This is a genomic window from Nitratireductor sp. GCM10026969, from assembly GCF_042660605.1.
Taxonomy (GTDB): Bacteria; Pseudomonadota; Alphaproteobacteria; order Rhizobiales; family Rhizobiaceae; genus Chelativorans.
Map to the genome: position 1 here is coordinate 1 of NZ_JBHSUM010000044.1, position 23,203 is coordinate 23,203.

Sequence of the window (23,203 nt, forward strand, 5' to 3'; positions counted from 1 at the left end):
CGCATCACCATGCCGGCGCCGCCGCCGGCGGGCGTGTCGTCGACGCTGCGGTGCCTGTCGGTGGCGAAGTCGCGGATCTGTACCGTCTCCAGGGCCCACGTGCCGGCCTCCTGTGCGCGGCCGGCGAGCGAAAGGGCCAGCGGACCGGGGAACATGTCCGGATAGAGCGTGAGGATGGTGGCGCGGAAGCTCAATGGCCGCTCCCGGTTTTCCGTCCGCGCGCGGACGGTTGCATGGTCTCGCCGGTTTGCCCCTCCTCAGTCTCGAGCCCGGCCGCTCCGCTGTCGATGCGGATCGTGCCGTTGCCGAAATCGATTGCCGGCACCGCCGCGCGGGTGAAGGGGATCATCCGTGTCGGGCCGGAGGCGGGGCGGATTTCCAGAATGTCGCCGGCGCCGAAATTGTGGATGGCGACCACCGTCCCGTGTTCGGCATCCGCTTCGTCGAGGACCCTCAGGCCGACCAGATCGGCGTGGTAGAACTCTTCCTCCTCCAACTCCGCGGGCAGGGCCGAACGGTCGACGAAAAGGGCTTCTCCAGTCAATGTTTCGGCCGCGTTACGATCTGCAATTCCGTCGAAACGGACGATCACCACGTCTTTCGCGGGCCGGATGGCGGTTATCGTGAGCGGCCGGCCGCCGCCGGTGTAGAGCGGGCCGTAATCGGCGAGCGACAGGGGATCCTCGGTGAACGGCTTCACCCGCACCTCTCCGCGTATGCCGTGGGCGGCCCCCACGATGGCAAGCTGAACCGGGTTTCGCGGTCTGGTCATCCTGTCGCCGTTTCCCCGCGCGCCGAGGCGCGCCATTCCGCTCTGGCTCCCTGCGAAGATCACTCAAGAGCTGGCGAGCTTGGAGGCCACCGCCTCGATGCGCTCGGTCAGTTCGGCCAGCGTGCCGCTCAGCGTGACGTCGTTCTCATCGACCTTCAAAAGTGCCTCGTCACGGGTCTTGCGCAATGCGCCGATTTCGGTTTCCAGGGCCTGCATGCGCCTCTGTAGCTCCACCAGCTCATCCATGACCATGATTCCGGCCATCACGGTGATGCGTTGGTCGCCGATTTCGCCAAACGAGTCCTTCAAATGTCCTACATAGCGGTCGAAGCGCTGGGCGAGGTTGAACAGATGCTCCTCCTGGCCCTCGTCGCAGGCCATGCGGTAGGCTTTTCCATCGATCGTGACAGTTACCTGTGCCATTCCTTCCACCCGGGGCCTGGAGCGTGATGCGCTCGCTCTCGCTTACACCTTCGCTCTATCTGTTTGTTCTGCTGCATTTGTGCAACGGCAAGCGAGGCCACTCGCCTGCAAACGCTCTAGCGATCAAGCACGGCGCGGATCGTCTCCATTGCGGCGACCAGTCGCCGTGAGACCTCGCGGTTCACTTCCGCCAGGCGCTCCGCTCTTGCTTCGGATTTGTCGATTTCCTGGGCGAGGCGCGCCCGGTCGGCGCCCATGCGCTGGACCTCCGCCTCTGCCTCCGCGAAGTCCCTTTCCTTCTCCAGCCGATCCTCGGCGGCAGCTTCCAGCGCCTCAACGGCTTTTCCAAGGCGGCCGATTGCATCTTTGAGTGTGGTATCGCCAGACATTGCAACCCATTCCCGGCCCACCCGCCTGCGAATCGCGCGCAATCATAAGATTTTATAACCGAAAGATTACGCGGCGGGTTAAGGGGCCGTCAACTCGATTGGCGGCTATCCCCCGCTTTGCGCAAATTGCCGCCTTTCGTGACGCTGCGGGTATGAACTTTCCAACGCTGTCGCCGTTTATTGACTTGGGCCGCCTAGCTGCTATGTGTCGCCTGCTTTCCTGGGCGAGCGAAAGCGCCCTTTGCCTGAAAACAACCGGCAGCCGATTCAGCGAGCAGAGATGATTTCACTCGAGAAACACGACCGGATGGCGAACGCGATCCGCTTCCTGTCCATGGACGCCGTCGAAAAAGCCAAATCGGGCCATCCCGGCCTGCCGATGGGCGCCGCCGACATTGCCACCGTGCTGTTCACGCGCTTCATGAAGCACGATCCGAAGAACCCCCAGTGGGCGGACCGCGACCGGTTCGTGCTGTCGGCCGGGCACGGCTCGATGCTGCTCTACTCGCTGCTCTATCTTCTCGGCTATGAGGACATCACGCTCGAGGAGATCAAAAATTTCCGCCAGCTCGGCTCGCGCACGGCCGGCCACCCGGAATACGGTCATGCCGCCGGCATCGAGACCACGACCGGTCCGCTCGGCCAGGGTTTCGCCAACGCGGTGGGCATGGCGATTGCCGAGCGGCTCCTGAACGCCCGCTTCGGCGACGATCTCGTCAATCACCACACCTACGCCCTCGTGGGCGACGGGTGCCTGATGGAAGGCATCAGCCAGGAGGCGCTGGCGCTCGCCGGGCATCTGCGGCTTTCCAAGCTGATCGTGCTGTTCGACGACAACCAGATTTCCATCGACGGCCCGGTGTCGCTGGCTGATTCGACCGACCAGTGCGTGCGCTTCGCCGCTTCGGGCTGGGCGACCATTCGGGTCGACGGGCACGACCCCGATGCCATCGCCGCGGCGATCGAGGAAGCGCGCCAGTCCGACCGTCCGACGATGATCGCCTTCCGCACCGTCATCGGTCACGGCGCCCCGACACGGGCCGGCACAAACAAGGCGCATGGCTCGCCGCTCGGTGCGGAGGAGATCGCCGCCACGCGCAAAGCGCTCGGCTGGGAGGCCGACCCGTTCGTCGTGCCCTCGGACATTCTGGATGACTGGCGGCTTGCCGGCCTGCGTTCGGCCAAGGAGCGCGGCGCTTGGAAGACGCGGCTTGCCGCGGCCGATCCCGAGACGCGCGGCGAATTCGAGCGACGTATGCGCGGCGACCTGCCCGAGGCGCTGCCAACGGCAATCGTCGAGTACAAGAAAAAGCTGGCGCAGGAGAATTCGAAGGTCGCCACACGTAACGCCTCGGAAATGGCGCTCGAGGTCATCAATGACTGCGTGATCGAGACCATTGCCGGTTCGGCCGACCTCACCGGCTCCAACAATACGAAGACGAGCCAGACCGCTTCCGTCACTCCCGACGACTTCACTGGCCGCTACATCCATTACGGCATTCGTGAACATGCCATGGCGGCGGCCATGAACGGGATTGCGCTGCATGGCGGGCTTATCCCCTATGGCGGCACCTTCCTCACCTTCTCCGATTATGCGCGTCCGGCCATGCGGCTCGCCTCGCTTATGGGCATCCGCTCGATCTTCGTCATGACGCATGATTCCATCGGGCTTGGCGAGGACGGCCCGACGCATCAGCCGGTCGAGCATCTGGCGGCGCTCAGGGCGATCCCGAACCATCAGGTCTTCCGTCCGGCGGACGCGGTGGAGACGACCGAGTGCTGGGAACTCGCCCTGAATTCCCGGAAGACGCCCTCCACGATGGCGCTGACGCGCCAGAAGCTGGAGCCGGTGCGGCGCGAATTCGAAGACGACAATCTTTGCGCCCGCGGCGCCTACGAACTGGCTCCCGCAAGCGACGCGCCGGAGGTGACGATCTTCGCCAGCGGTTCCGAAGTGGAAATCGCCGTTCAGGCAAAGGCCATGCTCGAGGAGCGCGGCCACCCGACGCGGGTGGTCTCGGTGCCCTGTTTCGAGCTGTTCGAGGGCCAGCCGGAGGATTATCGCGAGGCCATCCTCGGCGAAGCCCCCATCCGGGTCGCGATCGAGGCCGGCGTCCGCCAAGCCTGGGATTCCTTCATCGGAACCGATGGAATCTTCATCGGCATGAGCGGCTTCGGCGCCAGCGCGCCGGCGCCGGAACTCTACAAGCATTTCGACATCACCGCGGAGGCCGCCGTGCGGGCGGTCGAGGCGCGACTTAATGCCGGCCGCTGATTGAGGTGCGGCGTTTGATCACTGGCCGCGGCGCCTGCAAGTTCTGTATTGTCGTGTTGGGCGCCGCCAAAAACAATCATTCCGCCGCGCATGGGCGCGGCACCATGCACGCCGGAGGTAGTTCATGACTGTCAAAGTAGCCGTCAACGGATTTGGCCGCATCGGGCGCAATGTCGTACGCGCCATCTATGAGTCCGGCCGCAAGGACATTGATGTCGTCGCCGTCAACGATCTGGGCCCGGTGGAAACGAACGCGCATCTCATGCGCTACGACAGCGTGCACGGCCGTTTTCCCGGTGAGATCAAGGTTGAGGGCGACTCGATTGTCGTCGGCTCCGATTCCTTCAAGGTTCTGGCCGAGCGCGATCCGTCCAATCTGCCCTGGGGCGAGCTTGGCGTGGATGTCGTGCTGGAGTGCACCGGCATCTTCACCTCCAAGGAGAAAGCCTCGGCGCATCTTACCGCCGGCGCCAAGCGCGTGCTCATTTCGGCGCCGTCCGACGGTGCCGACCTGACGGTGGTCTACGGCGTCAACCACGACAAGATCACCGCCGAGCATGAGGTCATCTCCAACGCCTCCTGCACGACCAACTGCCTGGCGCCGGTCGCCAAGGTGCTCCACGATGCCTTCGGCATCGACAAGGGCTTCATGACGACGGTGCACGCCTATACGGGCGACCAGCCGACGCTGGACACCATGCACAAGGACCTCTACCGCGCCCGGGCCGCCGCCATGTCGATGATCCCGACGTCGACGGGGGCCGCGCGCGCCGTCGGCCTGGTGCTGCCGGAACTGAAAGGCAAGCTTGACGGCGTGTCGATCCGCGTGCCGGTTCCCAATGTATCGGTTATCGACTTCAAGTTCGTGCCGAAGCGGAAGGTGACCGTCGAGGAAGTGAACCAGGCGCTGGTTGCAGCCACCAGGGAAGGTCCGCTCAAGGGCATCCTCGATTATACGGATGAGCCGCTCGTTTCCATCGACCTCTCCCACAACCCAGCCTCTTCCACCTTCGCGCTCGACCAGACGAAGGTCATCGAGGGAGATCTGGTCAGGGTGATGTCCTGGTACGACAACGAGTGGGGCTTCTCCAACCGCATGGCCGACGTGGCGGTGGTGATCGGCAAGACGCTCGGCTGATCCCGGAAAAAGCTTTGGACGGAAATACCCGGCCATAGTGCCGGGTATTTTTGTTTGTACCGCCCGCTTGCACGAGCGGAGCATTCGCCGCACCTTAGCGGCGGTTGACTCGCTTCAGAGAGGACCATGGATCAGGCAGTCTATCTGATTATCTTGATAGCCACGGCGCTCGTGCTGTTTGCCGCGTTTTCAAGCCTGATCGCGTTCCGTTTCGGCACCCCCCTTCTGCTCGTCTTTCTCGGCATCGGCCTTGCTGCCGGAACCGACGGGCTGGGGCTCGATTTCGACAATGCCTCGGTGGCCTTCTTCGTCGGCTCGCTGGCACTTGCCGTCATCCTTTTCGACTCCGGTTTCGGCACCAAGTTAGCCAGCTTTCGCGCGGCCGCCGCGCCGGCCATCGTGCTTGCAACGCTGGGCGTCGTCCTCACCGCCGCATTGGTCGGACTTGCCGCGCGCTACTTCGCCGGGTTCGACTGGCTGGAAGGCTTCCTGATCGGCGCCACCGTGGCCTCCACGGACGCGGCGGCGGTGTTTTTCCTGCTGCGGGTCGGCAATATTTCCGTGCGTGACCGGGTGCGCTCCACCCTGGAAGTGGAGTCGGGCTCCAACGATCCGATGGCCATCTTCCTCACCATATCTCTGGTCAGCGTCATTGCCGCCGGCGTGCAGATCGACGGGGGCGCGCTGGCGCGGGAAGTGGCGCTAGGTTTCCTGCAGCAGATGGGCATCGGGCTCGTCGCCGGGCTGGCCGGCGGCTATCTCATCGTGCGGCTGGTGACGCGGCTACGCCTCGAACAGGGGCTTCTGCCGATCTTCGTGCTGGCGCTCTCGCTGCTCGTCTTCGCGCTCGCCGGTTCCGTCGGCGGGTCGGGCTTCCTGGCGGTCTATGTCGCCGGGCTCGTGGCGGGCAATGTGCAGATGCGTTCCACGGCCATGTTGAAGCGCTTCCAGGACGGGGTCACCTGGCTGGCGCAGATCATCATGTTTCTGGTGCTGGGACTCTTCGCGACCCCGTCGCAGTTTCCGACCATAGCGCTGCCCGCCCTGCTTATCGGGCTGTTCCTGATCTTCGTGGCCAGGCCCGTGGCGGTGGCGGTGTGCCTGGCGCCATTCCGGTATTCGCGCGCGGAGACCGCGTTCATCTCCTGGGTGGGCCTGCGGGGCGCCGTGTCGATCCTGCTCGCGCTCCTGCCGCTCATCGACGAGCTGGAGAACGGCCGCAACATCTTCAATATCGCCTTCCTCGTCGTGCTCGTCTCGCTGATGGTGCAGGGTTGGAGCATCGGCCCGGTGGCGCGCAGGCTCGGCATGATCGTGCCGCCGCGCTCGGGACCGGTCGACAAGGTGGAGCTGGAGCTGCCAGGCTCGGCCCGGCACGAGCTCTTGGCCTATCGCGTGGTCGCCGGCAGTCCGGTGGAGCGCGGCGAGCGCATCCCGCGCTGGGCACGCCCGTCTCTCGTCGTGCGCGAGGGGCGCTCCATGACCTACCAGTACGCCGGCCGGCTCATGGCCGGTGACCGGGTCTACATTTTCGTGCCCGACCGTTATCCCCGCCTGCTCGACCGGCTCTTTGCCAGCCCCGCGGAAGTGGATTCGGAGGACACGGAATTCTTCGGCGCCTTCGCGGTCGATCCCGAGCGGCCCGCCGAGGATATCGAGGCGGCCTATGCGCTCGGCCTGAGCGAGGAAGATCAGGCGCTGCCGATCGCCGACTTCGTGCGCAAGCGTCTCGGCGGGCGGGCCGAATACGGCGACCGCCTGCCGCTCGGCAGCATCGAACTCATCGTGCGCGACGTCGACGAGAACGGGCGGATCATCAGCATCGGCCTTTCCGTGGAGCCACCGCCGCCACCCGCGCCGGTGCCGGTCTTCATCAGCGCCGGCGAGGCCTTGAGCCGGCTGTGGGGTTTCCTTCGCCGGCGGTGGGTCGCGCGCCGCAAGCGCGGCGGGACGACTGCGACCGATGCGAGCAGCGACTAGCGGCGGTCTTGCCTCCCGCGCCGCGGGTTGTATGTTCCTCCCGGGCACCGGCAAAGCGAGGAGATTACGCATTGATGGCCGATTTCAAAACCCTGGACGATCTGGGCGACGTGCGGGACAAGCGCGTGCTCATGCGTGTCGACCTGAACGTGCCGGTGCGGGACGGCTCGGTATCCGATACGACACGCATCGAGCGCGTGGCGCCGGGCATCGTCGAACTTGCGGACAAAGGGGCCAAGGTGATCCTGCTCGCCCATTTCGGACGGCCGAAGGGCAAGCGTGACCCGGAAGCCTCGCTCGAGCCGATCGCCAGGGCGGTGGAGACCACGCTCGACAGGCGGGTCCTTTTCGCCGCGGATTGCGTGGACGAGGCCGCGAAGGCGGCGGTCGACGACATGACCTCGGGCGATATCCTGCTTCTCGAGAACACGCGCTTCCACGCGGGCGAGGAAGGGAACGATCCCGAATTCGCAAGGGCCATCGCCGAAAACGGCGACATCTATGTGAACGACGCCTTTTCCGCGGCCCACCGGGCGCACGCCTCGACCGAGGGGCTGGCGCATCTCCTGCCCGCCTATGCCGGGCGCACCATGCAGGCCGAGCTCGAGGCGCTGGAGAAGGGACTGGGCAATCCGAAGCGCCCGGTCCTGGCGATCGTCGGCGGTGCCAAGGTGTCGACCAAGATCGATCTCCTGCTCAACCTGGTCAAGAGGGTGGATGCCCTGGTGATCGGCGGCGGCATGGCCAACACATTCCTCGCCGCACGCGGCACGGGTGTCGGCAAGTCGCTGTGCGAGCACGACCTCGCCGAAACCGCCAAGCAGATCATGGTCGACGCGGCGAGCGCCGGCTGCGCCATCGTCCTGCCCGTCGACGTCGTCGTGGCGCGGGAATTCAAGGCCGGCGCGGAAAGCGAGGTGGTCGACGTCTCGGCGGTTCCCGAAGACTCCATGATCCTGGATGTCGGGCCAAAGAGTATCGAGACGGTGAAGGAATGGCTCGACCGGGCCGATACCGTGGTCTGGAACGGGCCGCTCGGAGCTTTCGAGATCGAGCCCTTCGACCGGGCGACGGTCGCCGCGGCGCGCCATGCGGCTGCTCGCACGCGGGAATGCCTGCTGGTCTCCGTCGCCGGCGGCGGAGACACGGTCTCGGCGCTCAACAAGGCCGGTGTGGCGGACGATTTCACCTATGTGTCGACGGCTGGCGGGGCTTTCCTGGAGTGGATGGAAGGCAAGGTCCTGCCCGGTGTGGCGGCTCTGGCGAAATAAAGGAACATCTTTTCATTTCAATCGATTAGGGGAATCCTGTCCGCATTCCGTTTTGTCCTTTCATCTGGTAACGGCTTCTAGATAGTATGCAGGAGGCAGGTAAGATGAGTGAACGCCTTGAGGACATCGCAGCCCGGATGCTGACCCCGGGCAAGGGCATTCTGGCCGCGGACGAGAGCACCGGCACGATCAAGAAGCGCCTCGATTCGGTTGGCGTGGACTCGACGGCCGATACGCGGCGGGACTACAGGGAGATGCTGTTCAGCGCCGAGGAGGCGATGCAGACCTATATCTCCGGCGTCATTCTCTATGACGAGACGATCCGCCAGCAGGCGCGGGACGGCACCCCGCTGGTGGACCTGATCGCGCGCGCGGGCGCGGTGCCCGGCATCAAGGTGGATAAGGGCGCCAAGCCGCTGGCCGGCTTCCCCGAAGAGAAGATCACCGAGGGGCTCGACGGGCTGCGCGAACGGCTCGAAGAGTATCACGGGCTCGGCGCGCGCTTTGCCAAATGGCGCGCCGTCATTTCCATTTCCGACGGCCTGCCGTCATGGGGTGCTGTCAAGCAGAACGCCCAGGCGCTGGCGCGCTATGCCGCCCTTTGCCAGGAGGCCGGCATCGTGCCGATCGTCGAGCCGGAGGTGCTGATGGACGGCACGCCCGGCGATCACACGATCGACCGCTGCTACGATGTCAGCGAGTGGGTTCTGAAGACGGTTTTCCAGGAACTCTACGATGCACGCGTCGTGCTCGAAGGCATGGTGCTGAAACCGAATATGGTCATCGACGGCCAGAAGCTGCGCAAGGCTTCGCGGGAGGAAGTGGCGGAGAAGACCGTGCGCTGCCTCAAGGCCACCGTGCCGGCGAGCGTTCCCGGCATCGCCTTCCTTTCCGGCGGCCAGTCCGACGAGGAGGCGACGGCGCACCTGTCGATCATGAACGCCGGTCACGATCTTCCCTGGGCGCTCACTTTCTCCTATGGCCGGGCGCTGCAGGCGCCCGCCCTGAAGGCGTGGAGCGGTCGGGACGAGAACGTGGCTGCCGGCCAGCGCGCCTTCGCGCACCGCGCCCGGATGAACGCGCTCGCCGCACGCGGCGAATGGAACGCGGATCTGGAGAAGGCCGCCTGAAGCCGTCCGGCGCGGCTTTGGCCCGCGTTGCCGCCCGGTCGTAAAGCTGAGATATAGGAGGGGATGGGCTTTTTCGCCGCGCTTTTGTCCTGGCTCGCCTTTCCCGTCTATGCCTGGCAGGGCATTGGCGTTCGCCTGCGCGTGCGCCGCATGCTGCCGCCAACCGGCCGGGTACGCCACCGCATCGACGGGGCCGAGCCGACGGTGCGCCTCCTTGTGGTGGGCGATTCCTCGGTTGCCGGCGTCGGCATCGCCGATACCGACGTTGGGTTGCCGGCGCAGCTCGCCCGTCTCATCGCGCTGCGCCACGAGCGCGCGGTCATCTGGCGGGCGGCCGGCTTCAACTCCGCCACGGCGGGCCAGATCCGCGATCACGTGGTGCCCAATCTGGCGGCCGAGGAATGGACGCACATCGTCCTGGCCGTCGGCACCAACGATGTAAAGAACTTCCATACGGTGCGCCGCTTCAAGCGTGAGTTCGGGGGCCTTCTCTATGCACTCAGGGCCAGGTGGCCGGAAGCGCTGATCGTCTGGTCGCCGGTGGTCGACATGCGCCGCGTGCCGGCCCTGCCGCCGGCGCTCGGTCGGATCCTGGAAATCCGCGCCTCGCTCATCAACCGGATGGGCACGGCGCTGTGCCTGGAACGCGGCGCTGTGCCGGCCGAGCGGTTGCCGATCGAAGATCCCGAAGCCGGATTCTCCGATGACGGGTTTCACGCCTCGGCCGACGGTTACCGTGCCTGGGCCGAGCATCTTCTGGCCTATATGCAGGAAGAGAAACAGACCCACCGGCCGGGACGGCTGGTCGCCTGAGGCGGCGGCTCCCGACGGTTACCAGCTGTGGCTGATTCCGACCGTCACCATGATCGCGGCCAGGGCGGCCACGGCGAGCTTCCAGAAGTCCTGCCGCCTCTTCAGGCCGGGAAGGCCCAGTGGCCTGATGAGGTGCAGGACCATCATGGCCATGATCAGCAGCGAGAGGATTTTGGTCATTGCGCGGGCAAACCGGTGGATGAGCGTTCCTCCTTGTGCCCTTCTTTGCGCCGGGCTGTCAAAAGGTGGCTGGAAGTCGGCGAGATGCCGCTTGACCTTGCAGCGCGGGCGGCTCAGTTTCCGGCGCAGGATACTGACGAGGTGAGATCATGGCTCTGGACGGAAAAACGGCGATCGTGACGGGAGCGGCCGGCGGTATCGGCTATGCCATAGCCGAGCGCTTCCTGCGCGAGGGTGTGCGCGTCGTCATTGCCGATATCGACTCTGAAAAGGGCGAGCGGGCGCTCAAGGATCTCGAGAAGCTGGGCGAGGCGCGGTTCGTCAAGACCGATGTGGGCAAAAGCCTGGACGTGCACAATCTGGTCGCCTCCAGCGTCGAGTCGCTGGGCGATATCGATATCCTGGTCAACAATGCCGGCATCGTGCACGGGGCGGATTTCCTCGACCTCAAGGAGGAGGACTTCGACCGCGTGCTGGCGGTCAATCTCAAGGGGGCCTTCCTCGTCGGCCAGGCCGTCGCCCGCTATATGGTCGACAAGGTGAAGGGCGGCGGCGCGGCGGGCGCAATCATCAACATGTCGTCGGTGAACGCCGTTTTCGCCATCGCCAACCAGGTGCCCTATTCCGTTTCGAAGGGCGGCGTGAACCAGCTCACCAAGGTAATGGCGCTGTCGCTGGCGCCGCACGGTATCCGCGTCAACGCCATCGGCCCCGGCTCCATCATGACCGACATCCTGGCCAGCGTGAACGCCGACCCTGCAGCCCGCGACCGGATCCTCTCGCGCACGCCGCTCGGCCGCATCGGCGACCCGCACGAAATCGCCGGAATCGCCGCTTTCCTGGCCTCCGACGACGCCAGCTACATCACCGGCCAGACCATCTACGCGGATGGCGGGCGTCTGCCGCTCAACTATACGGTCCCCGTGCGGGAAGAGGAATAAGGGCGGGCCAGGCCGCCGGGGCGAGGGTAAACCGCTTTCGGCGGAACTTTTCCGGGCAACGGTATCGCGCAGGATCATCGGCCTGTTCCATGTTCGGGCCTTCCCTGTTTGCGCATGCACGGCCGCCGTTCCAGTACCCCGTGAATCAAAGTACTTCATGTTCATTCCTGACGGTGTCAGGATTTATTGCCCCTGCGCGTATCGGTATGATTTGCCGCGGAAACTTTTCTCGTTGCGCCAGAGTTTAACGGTCTATTGTTCCATCGCGACTGCTTCGGTTGACTTGATTGTTGGCAGGCATACGCTGCTTCCGTGACCTGCGTCACGAGATCGAGTTCTCATCGGGCATTGCCCTGCCGTTCGGCAGGCCGCCGCTCAGAAGGATCAAAAAATGCAGGACCATCAGCTCGTTACCGGCTTGACCCGGCGCAATCTCCTTTCCTTGATCGGCATGACCGCGGGCAGCGCGGCCATGTACCATGCCATGACCACCTTCGGGCTGGCGGCCGAGTCCGGCTACAAGGGCCCCATCAAGCTCGAAGGCGATCCGAAGGGCGCTTCCGTCCTGATCCTCGGGGCGGGATTGGCCGGCCTGACGGCCGCGCTCGAGCTGCGTCAGGCCGGCTACAACGTGCAGATATTGGAATACAACAACCGGGCCGGCGGCCGTAACTGGACCATACGCGGCGGCGACACGGTGACGGAGCTGGGCGGTGCCACCCAGAAATGCGAATTCGACGAGGGGCACTACCTCAATCCCGGCCCGTGGCGGATTCCCTATCATCACCACGGTCTGCTTGACTATTGCAAGCGCCTCGGTGTGACCCTGGAGCCCTTCCAGCAGCTCAACCACAACGCCTTCCTGCACTCCAAGGACGCATTCGGCGGCAAGCCGCAGCGCGTGCGCCACATCAAGACCGATCTTCGGGGGCACACATCGGAGCTGCTGGCCAAGGCCACCCAGAAGGGCGCACTTGAGGGCGACGTCACCAAGGAAGACCAGGAGATGCTTCTGGAGGCTCTTCGCTCCTGGGGCGTGCTTGACGAGAACTACGCCTACAAGGAGAGCATCCATACCAGCGAGTACCGCGGCTTCGAAAAGGATCCGGGGGGAGGCCTCGGCGCGGCACCCACGCCTGGAAAACCGCTCGGACTTTCAGAGGTCCTGAACTCGGGGCTTTGGGGCAACCTCGCCAACTTCGCGCTCTACGAGTTCCAGACGACCATGTTCCAGCCGGTCGGCGGCATCGACATGATCGCCCAGGCCTTTGTCAGGGAAGTCGGCGACCTGATCACCTACAATGCCAAGGTCACCAAGATCGAGCAGAGCGACAGCGGCGTCACCGCCTATTACGAGGACAGCGAGAATCCCGGAACCACCCAGCAGGCGAGCGCCGACTGGTGCGTGTGCACCATTCCCCTGACGATCCTCAGCCAGATCGACATCAATGTCGGTGCCGACATGCAGGCGGCGATCGAAGCCGTGCCCTATGCCTCCTCGGTCAAGGTCGGTCTTCAGTTCAAACGCCGCTTCTGGGAGGAGGACGACCTGATCTTCGGCGGCGTCAGCTACACCGACCTGCCGATCTCCCAGATTTCCTACCCGAGCACCGACTTCAACACCAAGGGTAAGGGCGTTCTTCTGGGGTGCTACACCTGGCAGGGGCCGAACTCCTATGAGTTCACCTCCATGGCGCCCGACGAGCGGGTCAGGCGGGCCGTCGAATACGGCGCGCAGATCCATCCGCAATACAAGGAGGAGTTCGAGAACGGCGTCTCATGGGCCTGGCACCGTTCGCCGTTCACGCTCGGTTGTGCCGGCGATTGGACGGAAGAGATGCGCAAGGAGCACTACGAGAATCTCTGCAAGATCGACGGCCGCATCGTGCTTGCCGGCGAGCACGCATCCTATATCCCCGCCTGGATGGAGGGGGCGATCCTGTCGTCCCTGGATGCGATCACACGGCTCCACCAGCGTGTCGTGGCGGGGTGATCATGTCGGTCCCTTTTTCCTCTTCAACTGAAGGGCGTGTCACCATGACAGAAAAATCCATACGGTCTTTCGGCCTCCTCGCCGCTTCCCTCTTCGCAACCGCGCTCGCGGGACCCGCCGCGCTCGCCGATTCGGCGGGTATAACGCTGAGTGAAGGTGACAAGTTCGGTGAAAAGAGCGGGGAAGAACTCTACGCCAGCGTCTGCGCCGCCTGCCATATGGACCAGGGTCAGGGCGCGACCGGCGCCGGCAATTATCCGGCCCTTGCCGGAAATGAGAACCTGGCGGCGGGCAGTTACCCCGTCTATGTGGTGCTGCACGGCTTCAAGAACATGCCGGCCGTCGGCCAGATGATGAGCGACGAGCAAGTGGCCGCCGTGGTCAATTACGTGCGTACCCACTTCGGCAACGATTACCAGGATGCGGTAAAGCCCGAAGACGTGGCCGCCAGCCGATAAGGTGCCTGGGGCGGCGCGGACGACCTTTGTCGCCCCGATCCATGTGCAAAAGAGGAGAAAGCGTATGATTCAAGTGCGGATCGGTGCTGCCATGCTGATGGCTGGCATGCTCGTGGCCGGAAGTGCGATGGCTCAGGACATCGTGCGCCACAAGATCCCCAACTCGGACTTCCCGATTGCCCAGGCGGTCGAAATCCCGGCCGGCAAGACCACGGTTTATTTGAGCGGCGCGATCCCCTCGGTAGTCGACGAGCAGGCCGACAGGTCCAGCGTGGCTGCCTTTGGAGATACGACAACCCAGACCGTTTCCGTGCTGGAGTCCATTGAAAAGACACTCGAGCGCCTCGACCTGACGATGGGCGACGTTGTGAAAATGCAGGTTTTCCTGGTGGGCGATCCCGAAAACGGCGGCCGGATGGATTTCGACGGCTTCATGGAAGGCTACACGCAGTTCTTCGGCACGGAAGAACAGCCGAACCTGCCGTCTCGGTCCGTTGTCCAGGTCGCCGGGCTCGCCAATCCGGGCTTTCTGGTCGAGATTGAAGTGACTGCGGTCCGTCCCTGAAGGGTCGCCCCTTCCGACAATCGACTTCCCCGCTGCCGAACCGTCGCACCTTTTCGCGACCTGGCGGCAGCGGACGGCCCTGCTGTCAGGCAGGAATGTTCGCACCGGTCCTGCCCGGGGTCTCCTGACCAAACGTTGTCACCATGGCTGTGCGATTCTTCGGCGGCATTTCAGCTGGAGGATGAGAAGCCATGGCAATCGTCGGTCAGTCAGTATTGCGGGTCATGGTTCGCTTTGCCGACTTCCTCAGGCAGCGCCGGCGCCGCAGAATCGGCGAGCGGATCATGAACGACCTGCCTCCCAGCCTGCAAAGGGACATCGGCTGGGAACCCACAAGGCCGCCGCGGCGGGTTTAGGCATTCACGTGAGCGCGAGGCAGGAACCGTCCAGGAAAGCGATGGCCGTGCGCGGGATCCGTTCCGAACGGTCAAGGCCGCGGAATGGATTCCGCTCACGCCTCGCGTAAACGCGATGGCGCCATTCAGCCGAACACGCGACTCCCGCCCTGACACCCTCCTGACGTAATGTTGTCAGGAGGGCTGTGGCAGTGTGCCGGATTGATGAACACAGAGGGTAGATCTGATGGCCGTGACTATTTTCGCCGATCGTTTCGTGTATCCTTCCGGCTCCGAAGATCCTCATCCCGGATCGCTTGCGTGAGGAGCGGTCTTCATGCGTCGCGCAGATCGACTTTTCCAGATCGTTCAGCACTTGCGTGGCGGCCGCCTGGTCACCGCCCGCATCCTTTCCGAGCGGCTCGAGGTCTCGGAGCGGACGATCTACCGCGACATCGCGGACCTGCAATCGACGGGTGTGCCGATCGACGGCGAGGCCGGCGTCGGTTACCTCATGCGCGAAGGGTTCGAACTGCCGCCGTTGATGTTCACCCGTGACGAGATCGTCGCACTGGTGACGGGCGCACGCATGGTGCGCGCCTTTGGCGGTGTGACCATGGCGCGGGCGGCCGAGGAGGCGCTGGTCAAGATCGGCACCGTCCTGCCAGAGAACGAGCGCGAACGCATCTCGCGCACGGAGATCCATACGCCCGACTGGGTGATCAGCGATGCCGAGCGCATGACCATCGACGTTCTCGAGCGCGCGGTGGAGAGGCGCCGGGTTCTGAGGCTCGATTATCGCGATGAGGCGGGCCGCACGACCCAGCGCGATGTACGGCCGCTTGGCCTGTGGTTTTGGGGGAAGGTGTGGACCCTGGTCGCCTGGTGCGAGCTGCGCAACGACTTCCGTGCCTTCCGTATCGACCGCATCGTGCTGATGGAGGAGGCCGGCCACAGCTTCAAGCCGGAGCGTGGAAAGCAGCTTGCCGATTTCTATCGCCGCCTTGAACTGCGCGAGGGGTGCGGCAACGGGCACGCGTGAGATAAGGCCCGTGGGCGGGCCTGCATGAGGTGTGAGGTTTCTCGCGTGCTTTCCGGTGGTTTGGCCGATTCGCGGCCTTCCGGCGGCCGGCATGTCGAAGCTTTGCCGCAAACGTGCCCACTTGGAGGCGTTAGGAAACGAAACCCGCGCTCATACACTCCGGCTTCGGGAGTGCTGGCTGCAGGGGGGTGAACTCAGGCCGGAACCGGCGTGCACGCGAACTCCGCCTCGGGATCCTCGCGCAGTCGCGACACCGCATGCTCCTGCAGTTGTGCAGCGATCTCGGCCGGCTCTCCTATGAGCTTTTCCGGGGTGATCGGCTTGCCGATCTTCATGTCGAAGCCCCGGCCTTTCTTGTTCAGGAGCTCGTGGAAGAGCGTCATGTCGCGCAGCTCCGTCGAATATTTCGACAGGAGATAGAACAGACCCGAATTTCGCGCCGTGATGTTGACCGGGATCACCGGCACCTCGTAGCGCCGCGCCAGGGCCACCACCGACGGCTGCCAGGGGCGCTCCGTCAGCTTGTCGTCGTTCCAGTAGGCGATGCGGCCGGCGGGAAACAGGACGACGGCCTTGTTCTCGGTGAAGGCCTTGGCGGTCTTCTCCAGCGTGTCGCGGCTCTTGGCGTGCGACTTCTCGCCCGGCCGCCACTCGACCGGAATGATGAGATCGCGGAAATTGGGATTGACGCGCAGTGCATCGCGGTTGGCGAAAATGGCCAAATCGGGGCGCAGTTCCTTCATGAGGTCGTAGATGGCGATCCCGTCGGCGATTCCGGTTGGGTGTGTCGGGGCAAGGATGAAGCCACCCTTGTCGGGGATGTTCCGTATGCCCTCGCTGGAGACGTTCAGCGACAACAGCGCGCTTATATAGGCAAAGGCGTCATGACCCGACAGCTCGGCGATCTCGTCGGCCATGACGAGCGCCTGTTGATAATGGAAATAGCGGTAGAGCAACGGCCGCGCCACCGGCCATAGGGGGTGCTGGGAAAGATGGAAGGTCCGCTCCGCAATCAGCTGGTCGACGATATGCGGCGCTTCATGGGCCGGGGTCGCCTCGCGCCTGAGCACGCGCCCCCCAAGCACTCCAGCAACCGACATCAGCGTCGTATGAAGATCCATGAGCGAAGCACTCCGTTAGCGGCTGTTTCACCGAAAACTATGACGACGCAATGACGACACTACTCAAGAGGCAGCAGGCAGGCTTTGTTCCTGAAGCGAAAAAACGATGTTGCACAATATCACAGCCTGTCTAGCGCGTGTCCAGACGCACCAGGTCCTGGGCGACCGCCAGGCGGATGAACTCGGCGGCCTCGCGCGCAGCCCGGTCCTCGGCATCACGTTCGGCGCGCATCACCGCGAACTCCTGAAGTGGCCGGTCGAAGGAGGCGCTCGCCTGCTCCTGGCCGCCAGCGACGACATTGCCGGTCTGGCTGTCGATCAGCCGGTATTGTGCGGTGACTGTGACGATGCCCGCGGACGGCTCGCTCTCGCTACCCTGTTGTATCTGGGCAGCGTCGAGGGCTGCGGTCGTCACCGTCAGGCCGAGCCGGTAGCGCGGATTTTCGGGCTGGCCGGTGCCGCCGTTCAGAAGGAAAATCAGGTGGTTACGCACCTCCTGCGCGTGCCGGGTGGAAACGGGGTCGACGGAAATCGCCGAGAGCGCCGCCTTCTCTTCGCCGGCCAATCCCGGCTGGCTCGCCAGCATGGGGCGGACCGTGCAGCCAGCGGCGGAAAACAGCATGACGATCAGGCCGGCAAGGGCCGAAGCTCTGAGAATGGCGTTCACGGGTGCTCCCTGACAGCTTAGGGCCCTAGGCGACGACGTTGACGATTCGCTGCGGGACGACGATTATCTTGCGCGGAGCGGCACCGTTCAGCGCCTTCTGCACGAAATCGAGCCCGAGAACCGCCTTTTCAACCGTAGCTTGATCCGCATCGCGCGCGATTGTCAAATCCCCGCGCTTCTTGCCGTTGATCTGGACCGGCAGCACGATTTCGTTATCCACAACCAGGTCGGGATCGAAGTCCGGCCACGCCCTGGCGGCGACGAAGCCCTCGCCGCCGATCCGTGCCCAGCACTCCTCGGCCAGGTGCGGCATGAAGGGTGCGATCATCTGGATGACGAATTCGACGGCCTCGCGGGCCGCCGCCCGGGCGCTCTGCGCGGCATCGACATCCAACGCGCCGAGCGGCCCCTGCAACTCGTTGACGAGTTCGTGGATGCGGGCAATGGCGCGGTTGAAGGCGAGGCGCTCGATGTCCTCGCCCACCGCCTTCAGCGCCTTGTGCGCGGGCTTCGAGATTGCAGCGTATTCACCCTCTTTTGCGGGACGCGGCTGTGCTGCCTCGATGGCGGGTGCGGCCTCGCAGATAAGCCGCCAGACGCGCTGGACGAAGCGATGCGCGCCGGCCGCACCCTCGTCGGTCCACTCCACGTCGCGCTCGGGCGGCGAATCGGACAGCATGAACCAGCGCGCCGTGTCGGCCCCGAAGGATTCGGTGATGTCTTCGGGGCTCACCGTGTTCTTTTTCGATTTCGACATCTTTTCAAGTGGACCGATCACAGCGCCGTTGCCCGTGGCGATCTCGATGGCGTTGCGTCCCCCGTCCGAGCCTTCCACACGCACCTCGCTTGGTGCGAGCCAGCGCCCGTCCTGCGCACGATAGGTCTCGTGCACGACCATGCCCTGGGTGAACAGGCCCTTGAACGGCTCGTCGAAATCCAGGTGGCCGGTATCGCGCATGGCGCGGGTGAAGAAGCGCGAGTAGAGCAGGTGCAGGATCGCATGCTCGATGCCGCCGATATACTGGTCCACGGGCAGCCAGCGGTTGGCGATGTCACGCACCGTCGGCGTTTCGGCATCGGGTGTGGCGAAACGGATGAAATACCACGAGGAATCGACGAAGGTGTCCATCGTGTCGGTCTCGCGCCGCGCACCGCCACCGCACTTCGGGCATTGAACGTGGCGCCAGGTGGGATGCCGGTCCAGCGGGTTGCCGGGCTTATCGAAATCGATGTCCTCCGGCAGCTCCACCGGGAGGTCTTGTTTCGGAACCGGAACAACGCCGCAGGCATCGCAATGGATCATGGGGATCGGGCAGCCCCAGTAACGCTGGCGCGAGATGCCCCAGTCGCGCAGGCGGAAATTCACCTGGCGCTCGGCCACGGGGCGGCCCGTCAGCGCTTCCTTCTCCAGCCGGCGGGCGACCTCCTCGAAGGCTTCCCGGTTCGTCATGCCGTCCAGGAAACGCGAGTTGATCATGATCCCGTCGTCCGAATAGGACTCTTCCGTGACCTGGAAAGTGGCCGCATCGGCGTCTTCCGGCATCACGACCGGGATCACCGGCAGGCCGTATTTGTTGGCGAAGTCGAGGTCGCGCTGGTCGCCGGACGGACAGCCGAAGATGGCGCCCGTGCCGTACTCCATCAGCACGAAGTTGGCGACGTAAACCGGCAGCGTCCAGTCGGGATCGAAGGGGTGGCGCACGCGGATGCCGGTGTCGAGGCCCTTCTTCTCTGCCGTTTCGAGCGCGGCGGCGGAGGTTCCCATGCGCCGGCATTCCTCGATGAAGGCGGCAATTTGCGGATTGTCCGCGGCGGCCTTGCGCGCCAGCGGATGGTCGGCCGAGATCGCCATGAAGGAGGCGCCGAAGATGGTGTCGGGACGCGTGGTGTAGACCTCCAGCTCGTCCGCGCTCTCGGGAGCGGTGTCCTCCACCAGCGCCCAGCGGATCGACAGGCCCTCGGAACGGCCGATCCAGTTGCGCTGCATGAGCCGCACCTTCTCCGGCCACTCGTCAAGTTCGTCGATGGCCTTCAGCAGATCCTCGGAATAGTCGGTGATTTTAAAGAACCACTGCGCCAGCTCGCGGCTCTCCACCGGCGCGCCGGAGCGCCAGCCACGACCGTCGATCACCTGCTCGTTGGCGAGCACTGTCTGGTCCACCGGGTCCCAGTTGACCTTGGACGTCTTCCGCGTCACCAGCCCCTCCTCGTGGAAGTCGAGGAAGAGCATCTGCTGGCGATGATAGTAGTCCACGTCGCAGGTGGCGAACTCGCGGCTCCAGTCGAGCGACAGCCCCATCATCTTGAGCTGGGCGCGCATGGTGGCGATGTTCTGGTAGGTCCACTCCTTCGGGTGGACCTTGTTCTGCATGGCCGCGTTCTCGGCCGGCATGCCGAAGGCGTCCCAGCCCATCGGATGCAGCACGTTGAACCCCCTGGCGCGCTTGTAGCGGGCGACGACGTCGCCCATGGTGTAGTTGCGCGTGTGGCCGATATGGATGCGGCCGGAGGGGTAGGGAAACATCTCCAGCACATAATAGGTGGGCCGCCCGTCCTCATTGGAGGTCTCGTAGAGGCGCGCCTCCTCCCACGCTTTCTGCCAGCGGGGTTCGGATGTGCGTGGATTGTAACGTTCGGTTGCCATGACCGCTTTTTCACATACAAAGAACGAGAAATTTCCGGCGGACCTTCACCATGGTTTGCGGGAACCGTCAACTCCGTGCCGCCATTCCCGGCGGCAGGAACGCGATTTAGAGGAGATTGCACCGACCCATGCTTGATGCCGCCCGCAATCTGAAAGCCGTCAGGGACAGGATCGCCGAAGCCGCGCGCGAGAACGGCCGCGCTGCGGAAGATATAGGGCTGGTCGCGGTTTCCAAGACCTTCGACGCCGAGGCGATCCGGCCCGTGATCGCGGCCGGCCAGCGGGTCTTCGGCGAAAACCGCGTCCAGGAGGCGCAGGCCAAGTGGCCGGCGCTCAAGGAAGAGCATCCGGATATCGAACTGCACCTGATCGGCCCGCTGCAATCCAACAAGGCGAAGGACGCGGTCGCGCTCTTCGACGTCATCCAGACGGTGGACCGGGAAAAGATCGCCGGTGCGCTCGCCGCGGAAATGGACAAGCAGCGCCGGCGTCCGCGCCTCTATGTCCAAGTCAATACTGGGCTGGAGGGGCAGAAGGCCGGCATCGATCCGCGCGAGGCCGCCAGCTTCGTCGCCCGCTGCCGGGAGACGCACGGGCTCGGGATCGAGGGGCTGATGTGCATTCCGCCGCTCGACGAGAACCCCGGCCCGCATTTCGCGCTCCTGGAAAAGATCGCGCGCGAGGCGGGCGTGGCGAAGCTCTCCATGGGCATGTCGGCGGATTTCGAGACGGCCATCGCGTTCGGCGCCACCAGCGTTCGTGTGGGCTCGGCCATTTTCGGCGCGCGCGATTGAGGCGGCGGCCTCTCCTGTACCGCATTCCGCCTCAGCCCATCTTCACGTTCGCTACCAGAAAATCCAACAATGCGCGAACGCGGGCGGGCAGGTATTTGCCCTGGCCGACATAGACCGCATAGAACGTCTCCTCGTCGCCCGGATTGTGGTCCTGCAGCAGCGGAACGAGCCGCCCCGCTTCGATATCGGCCTGCAGGTGCCAATGGGAAAGGCGTGCGATCCCCGCGCCGGCGAGCGCGGCCAGGCGCATGCTCTCGCCGTCGTTGATCAGCGAACCGCCACTCGGCCGGATGATGATCGGCTTTCCCGACTCGTCGACAAAGGGCCAGCCCTCGAAGAAGCGCGGAAAGCAGAAGCCCAGCATCCGGTGCCCTTCCAGATCGGCGGGCGTTTTCGGCGTCCCGTGCGTCCGGAGGTAGGAGGGTGCGGCCACGACGACCATCCTGGTCTGGATGAGCTTGCGCGCGATCAGGTTGGGCGCCTTGAGCGGTCCGGTGCGGATGGCCAGGTCAGCGCGCTCCTCGATCAGGTCGACCACGTGGTCGGTCAGCACCACGTCGACGGCCACCTCCGGATAGAGCGCCTGGAATTTCGGCAGGAGGGGAATCAGCCAGTGATGGCCGAACGGGACGTTGCTGTTGACGCGCAGGCGTCCACGCGGGACGGCACCGGCCGCAGCTTCCCGCTCGGCCGCGACGACCTCGCCCAGGATGCGCACACCGGACTCGTAGAAGGCCGCGCCCTCGGCCGTGATCTGCAGGCGCCGCGTCGAGCGGCGGATGAGGGGAATGCCCAGCCGCTCCTCCAGCCGCGCGATCAGCTTGCTGACGGCCGATGGAGTCATCCGCAGGCGGCGCGCGGCCGCGGAGAAGCTCTCCGCCTCCACCACAGCAACGAACACCTCGATTTCCCGCAGCCGGTTGGTCTCGTTTCGCGGCATCCGTGAAACCAAATCACAAATCATTTTCCTTCAAGCGGTCTACATCAACAATTCCCCGTCGTCCATCTATGGGCCTCTCACCGCCGCGTGCTGTCGGCGCGGTGTGTTCCACACATCCAAGCGAGGGAATACCGCATGCCACTTGCCCTTTATGCGCTCACCGCCGGCGCCTTCGGTATCGGCGTCACCGAATTCGTCATCATGGGGCTGCTCCTGGAGGTCGGTGCCGATCTCGGTGTGTCGATTTCGGCGGCGGGCCTGCTGATCACCGGCTACGCGCTCGGTGTCGTGGCCGGCGCGCCGCTGCTCGGCGCCTTAACCGGTCGGTGGCCGCGCAAGACGCTGCTCATGGCGTTGATGGGCGTCTTCACGCTCGGCAATCTCGCCTGCGCGCTCGCCCCGGATTACTGGACGCTGATGGCTGCCCGGGTGCTCACCGCCTTCGCGCACGCCTCCTTCTTCGGCATCGGCTCCGTGGTGGCGACCGGCCTCGTCGCGCCGCACCGCAAGGCCTCGGCGATCGCCATCATGTTCACCGGGCTCACCGTGGCCAACATTCTGGGGGTTCCTTTCGGCACCTGGCTCGGCCAGGCCTTCGGCTGGCGCGCAACCTTCTGGGCGGTCACGCTCATCGGGCTTGCCGCGTTCGCCGTCATCGCCGTGCTCGTGCCGCGCGAGGAAAAGGCCAGGCCCGGCGCGCCCGCCGCCGGAAACGGCCTCTCGGTTCTCGCCCGCCCGCAGGTCCTGCTGGGCCTTCTGACGACCGTCCTGAGCTGGATCGGCGTTTTCGCCGCCTTCACCTATGTCGCGCCAATCCTGACGCAGGTCGCGGGCTTTCCCGAGACCGCGGTCTCGCCCATCCTGCTCGTTTTCGGTGGCGGTCTTATCGCCGGCAATCTCCTGGGCGGGCGCTTCGCCGACCGGCGGCTGGTTCCAGCGGTCCTGGGTACGCTCGTCGCGCTTTCGGCCGCGCTCTTCCTTCTCGGTTTCGCGGTGCATGACCGCATCTTCGTCGTCGTCGCGGTCGGGCTCTTCGGCGCGGCCGCCTTTTCCACGGTTCCGCCCCTGCAGATGTGGGTGCTGGAGAAGGCCGAGGGCGCGGGCCAGGGGCTCGCCTCCAGCTTCAACATTGCCGCCTTCAACCTCGGCAACGCCATCGGCGCCTGGTTCGGCGGCGTCGTCATCGACCACGGGCCGGGGCTTTCCGCCCTGCCGCTGGTTGCGGGGCTGGTGCCGCTCGCCGCCCTTGCCGTCGCTGTGGCGAGCATTCGCCGTGAACGTGCCGCGGTTCTGGCGCCCCGCGGCTGCGCATGAATTCTTCGCGCCAACAGA

Annotated in this window: 22 protein-coding genes and 1 pseudogene; 14 read left to right on the forward strand and 9 right to left on the reverse strand. The window is 64.8% G+C overall.

The window, feature by feature from the left end:
• The 4 genes and pseudogenes from ACFP9U_RS11445 to ACFP9U_RS11460 all read right to left on the reverse strand — a co-directional run.
• Window positions 1-194: pseudogene (locus tag ACFP9U_RS11445) on the reverse strand (tRNA (guanosine(37)-N1)-methyltransferase TrmD); the annotation flags it as partial.
• On the reverse strand, window positions 191-772 hold the full coding sequence (gene rimM, locus ACFP9U_RS11450) for a ribosome maturation factor RimM (RefSeq protein ID WP_378621479.1): 582 nt from the start codon (window positions 770-772) through the stop codon (window positions 191-193). The gene rimM and the pseudogene ACFP9U_RS11445, both read right to left, overlap by 4 nt.
• Before the next feature lie 63 nt (window positions 773-835).
• Complete coding sequence (locus ACFP9U_RS11455; RefSeq protein ID WP_378621480.1) at window positions 836-1,195, reverse strand: cell division protein ZapA; 360 nt, start codon at window positions 1,193-1,195, stop codon at window positions 836-838.
• Between the two features lie 116 nt (window positions 1,196-1,311).
• A complete protein-coding gene (locus ACFP9U_RS11460; protein WP_378621482.1) occupies window positions 1,312-1,584 on the reverse strand; it encodes a DUF4164 domain-containing protein in 273 nt (90 codons plus the stop codon).
• 280 nt (window positions 1,585-1,864) lie between these two features.
• Here ACFP9U_RS11460 and tkt point away from each other — a divergent pair, with 280 nt between their 5' ends.
• The 6 genes from tkt (at window position 1,865) to ACFP9U_RS11490 (ending at window position 10,191) form a co-directional block, all read left to right on the forward strand.
• Window positions 1,865-3,859 carry a transketolase gene (gene tkt, locus ACFP9U_RS11465; RefSeq protein ID WP_378621483.1) on the forward strand — a complete coding sequence of 665 codons (1,995 nt, stop codon included), beginning with the start codon at window positions 1,865-1,867 and terminating at the stop codon, window positions 3,857-3,859.
• Window positions 3,860-3,983: 124 nt separating this feature from the next.
• Window positions 3,984-4,997: a type I glyceraldehyde-3-phosphate dehydrogenase gene (gene gap / locus ACFP9U_RS11470; protein ID WP_378621486.1), complete on the forward strand. Its 1,014-nt coding sequence runs from the start codon at window positions 3,984-3,986 to the stop codon at window positions 4,995-4,997.
• Between the two features lie 126 nt (window positions 4,998-5,123).
• The gene (locus ACFP9U_RS11475; protein ID WP_378621488.1) at window positions 5,124-6,977 is read left to right on the forward strand and encodes a potassium/proton antiporter; all 1,854 of its coding nucleotides are present in this window, start codon (window positions 5,124-5,126) and stop codon (window positions 6,975-6,977) included.
• A 74-nt stretch (window positions 6,978-7,051) separates the two neighbouring features.
• A complete protein-coding gene (locus ACFP9U_RS11480; RefSeq protein ID WP_378621489.1) occupies window positions 7,052-8,248 on the forward strand; it encodes a phosphoglycerate kinase in 1,197 nt (398 codons plus the stop codon).
• Between the two features lie 104 nt (window positions 8,249-8,352).
• Window positions 8,353-9,378 carry a class I fructose-bisphosphate aldolase gene (locus ACFP9U_RS11485; RefSeq protein ID WP_378621491.1) on the forward strand — a complete coding sequence of 342 codons (1,026 nt, stop codon included), beginning with the start codon at window positions 8,353-8,355 and terminating at the stop codon, window positions 9,376-9,378.
• 63 nt (window positions 9,379-9,441) lie between these two features.
• Window positions 9,442-10,191: an SGNH/GDSL hydrolase family protein gene (locus tag ACFP9U_RS11490; RefSeq protein WP_378621493.1), complete on the forward strand. Its 750-nt coding sequence runs from the start codon at window positions 9,442-9,444 to the stop codon at window positions 10,189-10,191.
• An 18-nt stretch (window positions 10,192-10,209) separates the two neighbouring features.
• On the opposite strand, the gene ACFP9U_RS11495 is transcribed toward ACFP9U_RS11490, so the two are convergent.
• The gene (locus ACFP9U_RS11495) at window positions 10,210-10,371 is read right to left on the reverse strand and encodes a hypothetical protein (protein ID WP_322453252.1); all 162 of its coding nucleotides are present in this window, start codon (window positions 10,369-10,371) and stop codon (window positions 10,210-10,212) included.
• Between the two features lie 149 nt (window positions 10,372-10,520).
• Between ACFP9U_RS11495 and ACFP9U_RS11500 the strand changes: the two genes are divergently transcribed.
• From ACFP9U_RS11500 to ACFP9U_RS11525, 6 genes are all read left to right on the forward strand, one after another.
• Complete coding sequence (locus tag ACFP9U_RS11500) at window positions 10,521-11,312, forward strand: SDR family NAD(P)-dependent oxidoreductase (protein WP_378621495.1); 792 nt, start codon at window positions 10,521-10,523, stop codon at window positions 11,310-11,312.
• A 391-nt stretch (window positions 11,313-11,703) separates the two neighbouring features.
• The gene (locus ACFP9U_RS11505) at window positions 11,704-13,305 is read left to right on the forward strand and encodes a flavin monoamine oxidase family protein (RefSeq protein ID WP_378621497.1); all 1,602 of its coding nucleotides are present in this window, start codon (window positions 11,704-11,706) and stop codon (window positions 13,303-13,305) included.
• 44 nt (window positions 13,306-13,349) lie between these two features.
• Window positions 13,350-13,763 (forward strand): c-type cytochrome, encoded by a 414-nt coding sequence (locus ACFP9U_RS11510; protein ID WP_378621499.1) that lies wholly within the window; start codon window positions 13,350-13,352, stop codon window positions 13,761-13,763.
• Between the two features lie 91 nt (window positions 13,764-13,854).
• Window positions 13,855-14,328 (forward strand): RidA family protein, encoded by a 474-nt coding sequence (locus ACFP9U_RS11515; protein WP_378621500.1) that lies wholly within the window; start codon window positions 13,855-13,857, stop codon window positions 14,326-14,328.
• 191 nt (window positions 14,329-14,519) lie between these two features.
• Window positions 14,520-14,684, forward strand: a complete 165-nt coding sequence (locus ACFP9U_RS11520; protein WP_378621503.1) for a hypothetical protein — start codon at window positions 14,520-14,522, stop codon at window positions 14,682-14,684.
• A 316-nt stretch (window positions 14,685-15,000) separates the two neighbouring features.
• Window positions 15,001-15,705 carry a helix-turn-helix transcriptional regulator gene (locus tag ACFP9U_RS11525; protein WP_378621506.1) on the forward strand — a complete coding sequence of 235 codons (705 nt, stop codon included), beginning with the start codon at window positions 15,001-15,003 and terminating at the stop codon, window positions 15,703-15,705.
• Window positions 15,706-15,899: 194 nt separating this feature from the next.
• Here the strand turns inward: ACFP9U_RS11525 and ACFP9U_RS11530 are convergent, their stop codons facing one another.
• From ACFP9U_RS11530 to leuS, 3 genes are all read right to left on the reverse strand, one after another.
• On the reverse strand, window positions 15,900-16,826 hold the full coding sequence (locus tag ACFP9U_RS11530) for a GNAT family N-acetyltransferase (RefSeq protein WP_378621507.1): 927 nt from the start codon (window positions 16,824-16,826) through the stop codon (window positions 15,900-15,902).
• A gap of 130 nt (window positions 16,827-16,956) precedes the next feature.
• On the reverse strand, window positions 16,957-17,493 hold the full coding sequence (gene lptE, locus ACFP9U_RS11535) for an LPS assembly lipoprotein LptE (protein WP_378621510.1): 537 nt from the start codon (window positions 17,491-17,493) through the stop codon (window positions 16,957-16,959).
• Window positions 17,494-17,518: 25 nt separating this feature from the next.
• Complete coding sequence (gene leuS / locus ACFP9U_RS11540) at window positions 17,519-20,137, reverse strand: leucine--tRNA ligase (RefSeq protein WP_378621512.1); 2,619 nt, start codon at window positions 20,135-20,137, stop codon at window positions 17,519-17,521.
• Window positions 20,138-20,265: 128 nt separating this feature from the next.
• Between leuS and ACFP9U_RS11545 the strand changes: the two genes are divergently transcribed.
• The gene (locus ACFP9U_RS11545) at window positions 20,266-20,931 is read left to right on the forward strand and encodes a YggS family pyridoxal phosphate-dependent enzyme (RefSeq protein WP_378621514.1); all 666 of its coding nucleotides are present in this window, start codon (window positions 20,266-20,268) and stop codon (window positions 20,929-20,931) included.
• Window positions 20,932-20,962: 31 nt separating this feature from the next.
• On the opposite strand, the gene ACFP9U_RS11550 is transcribed toward ACFP9U_RS11545, so the two are convergent.
• Window positions 20,963-21,871, reverse strand: a complete 909-nt coding sequence (locus ACFP9U_RS11550; protein WP_378621515.1) for a LysR family transcriptional regulator — start codon at window positions 21,869-21,871, stop codon at window positions 20,963-20,965.
• A gap of 135 nt (window positions 21,872-22,006) precedes the next feature.
• On the opposite strand from ACFP9U_RS11550, the gene ACFP9U_RS11555 reads away from it, so the two are divergent.
• Window positions 22,007-23,185 carry an MFS transporter gene (locus tag ACFP9U_RS11555; RefSeq protein WP_378621518.1) on the forward strand — a complete coding sequence of 393 codons (1,179 nt, stop codon included), beginning with the start codon at window positions 22,007-22,009 and terminating at the stop codon, window positions 23,183-23,185.
• The last annotated feature ends 18 nt before the right edge of the window (window positions 23,186-23,203 follow it).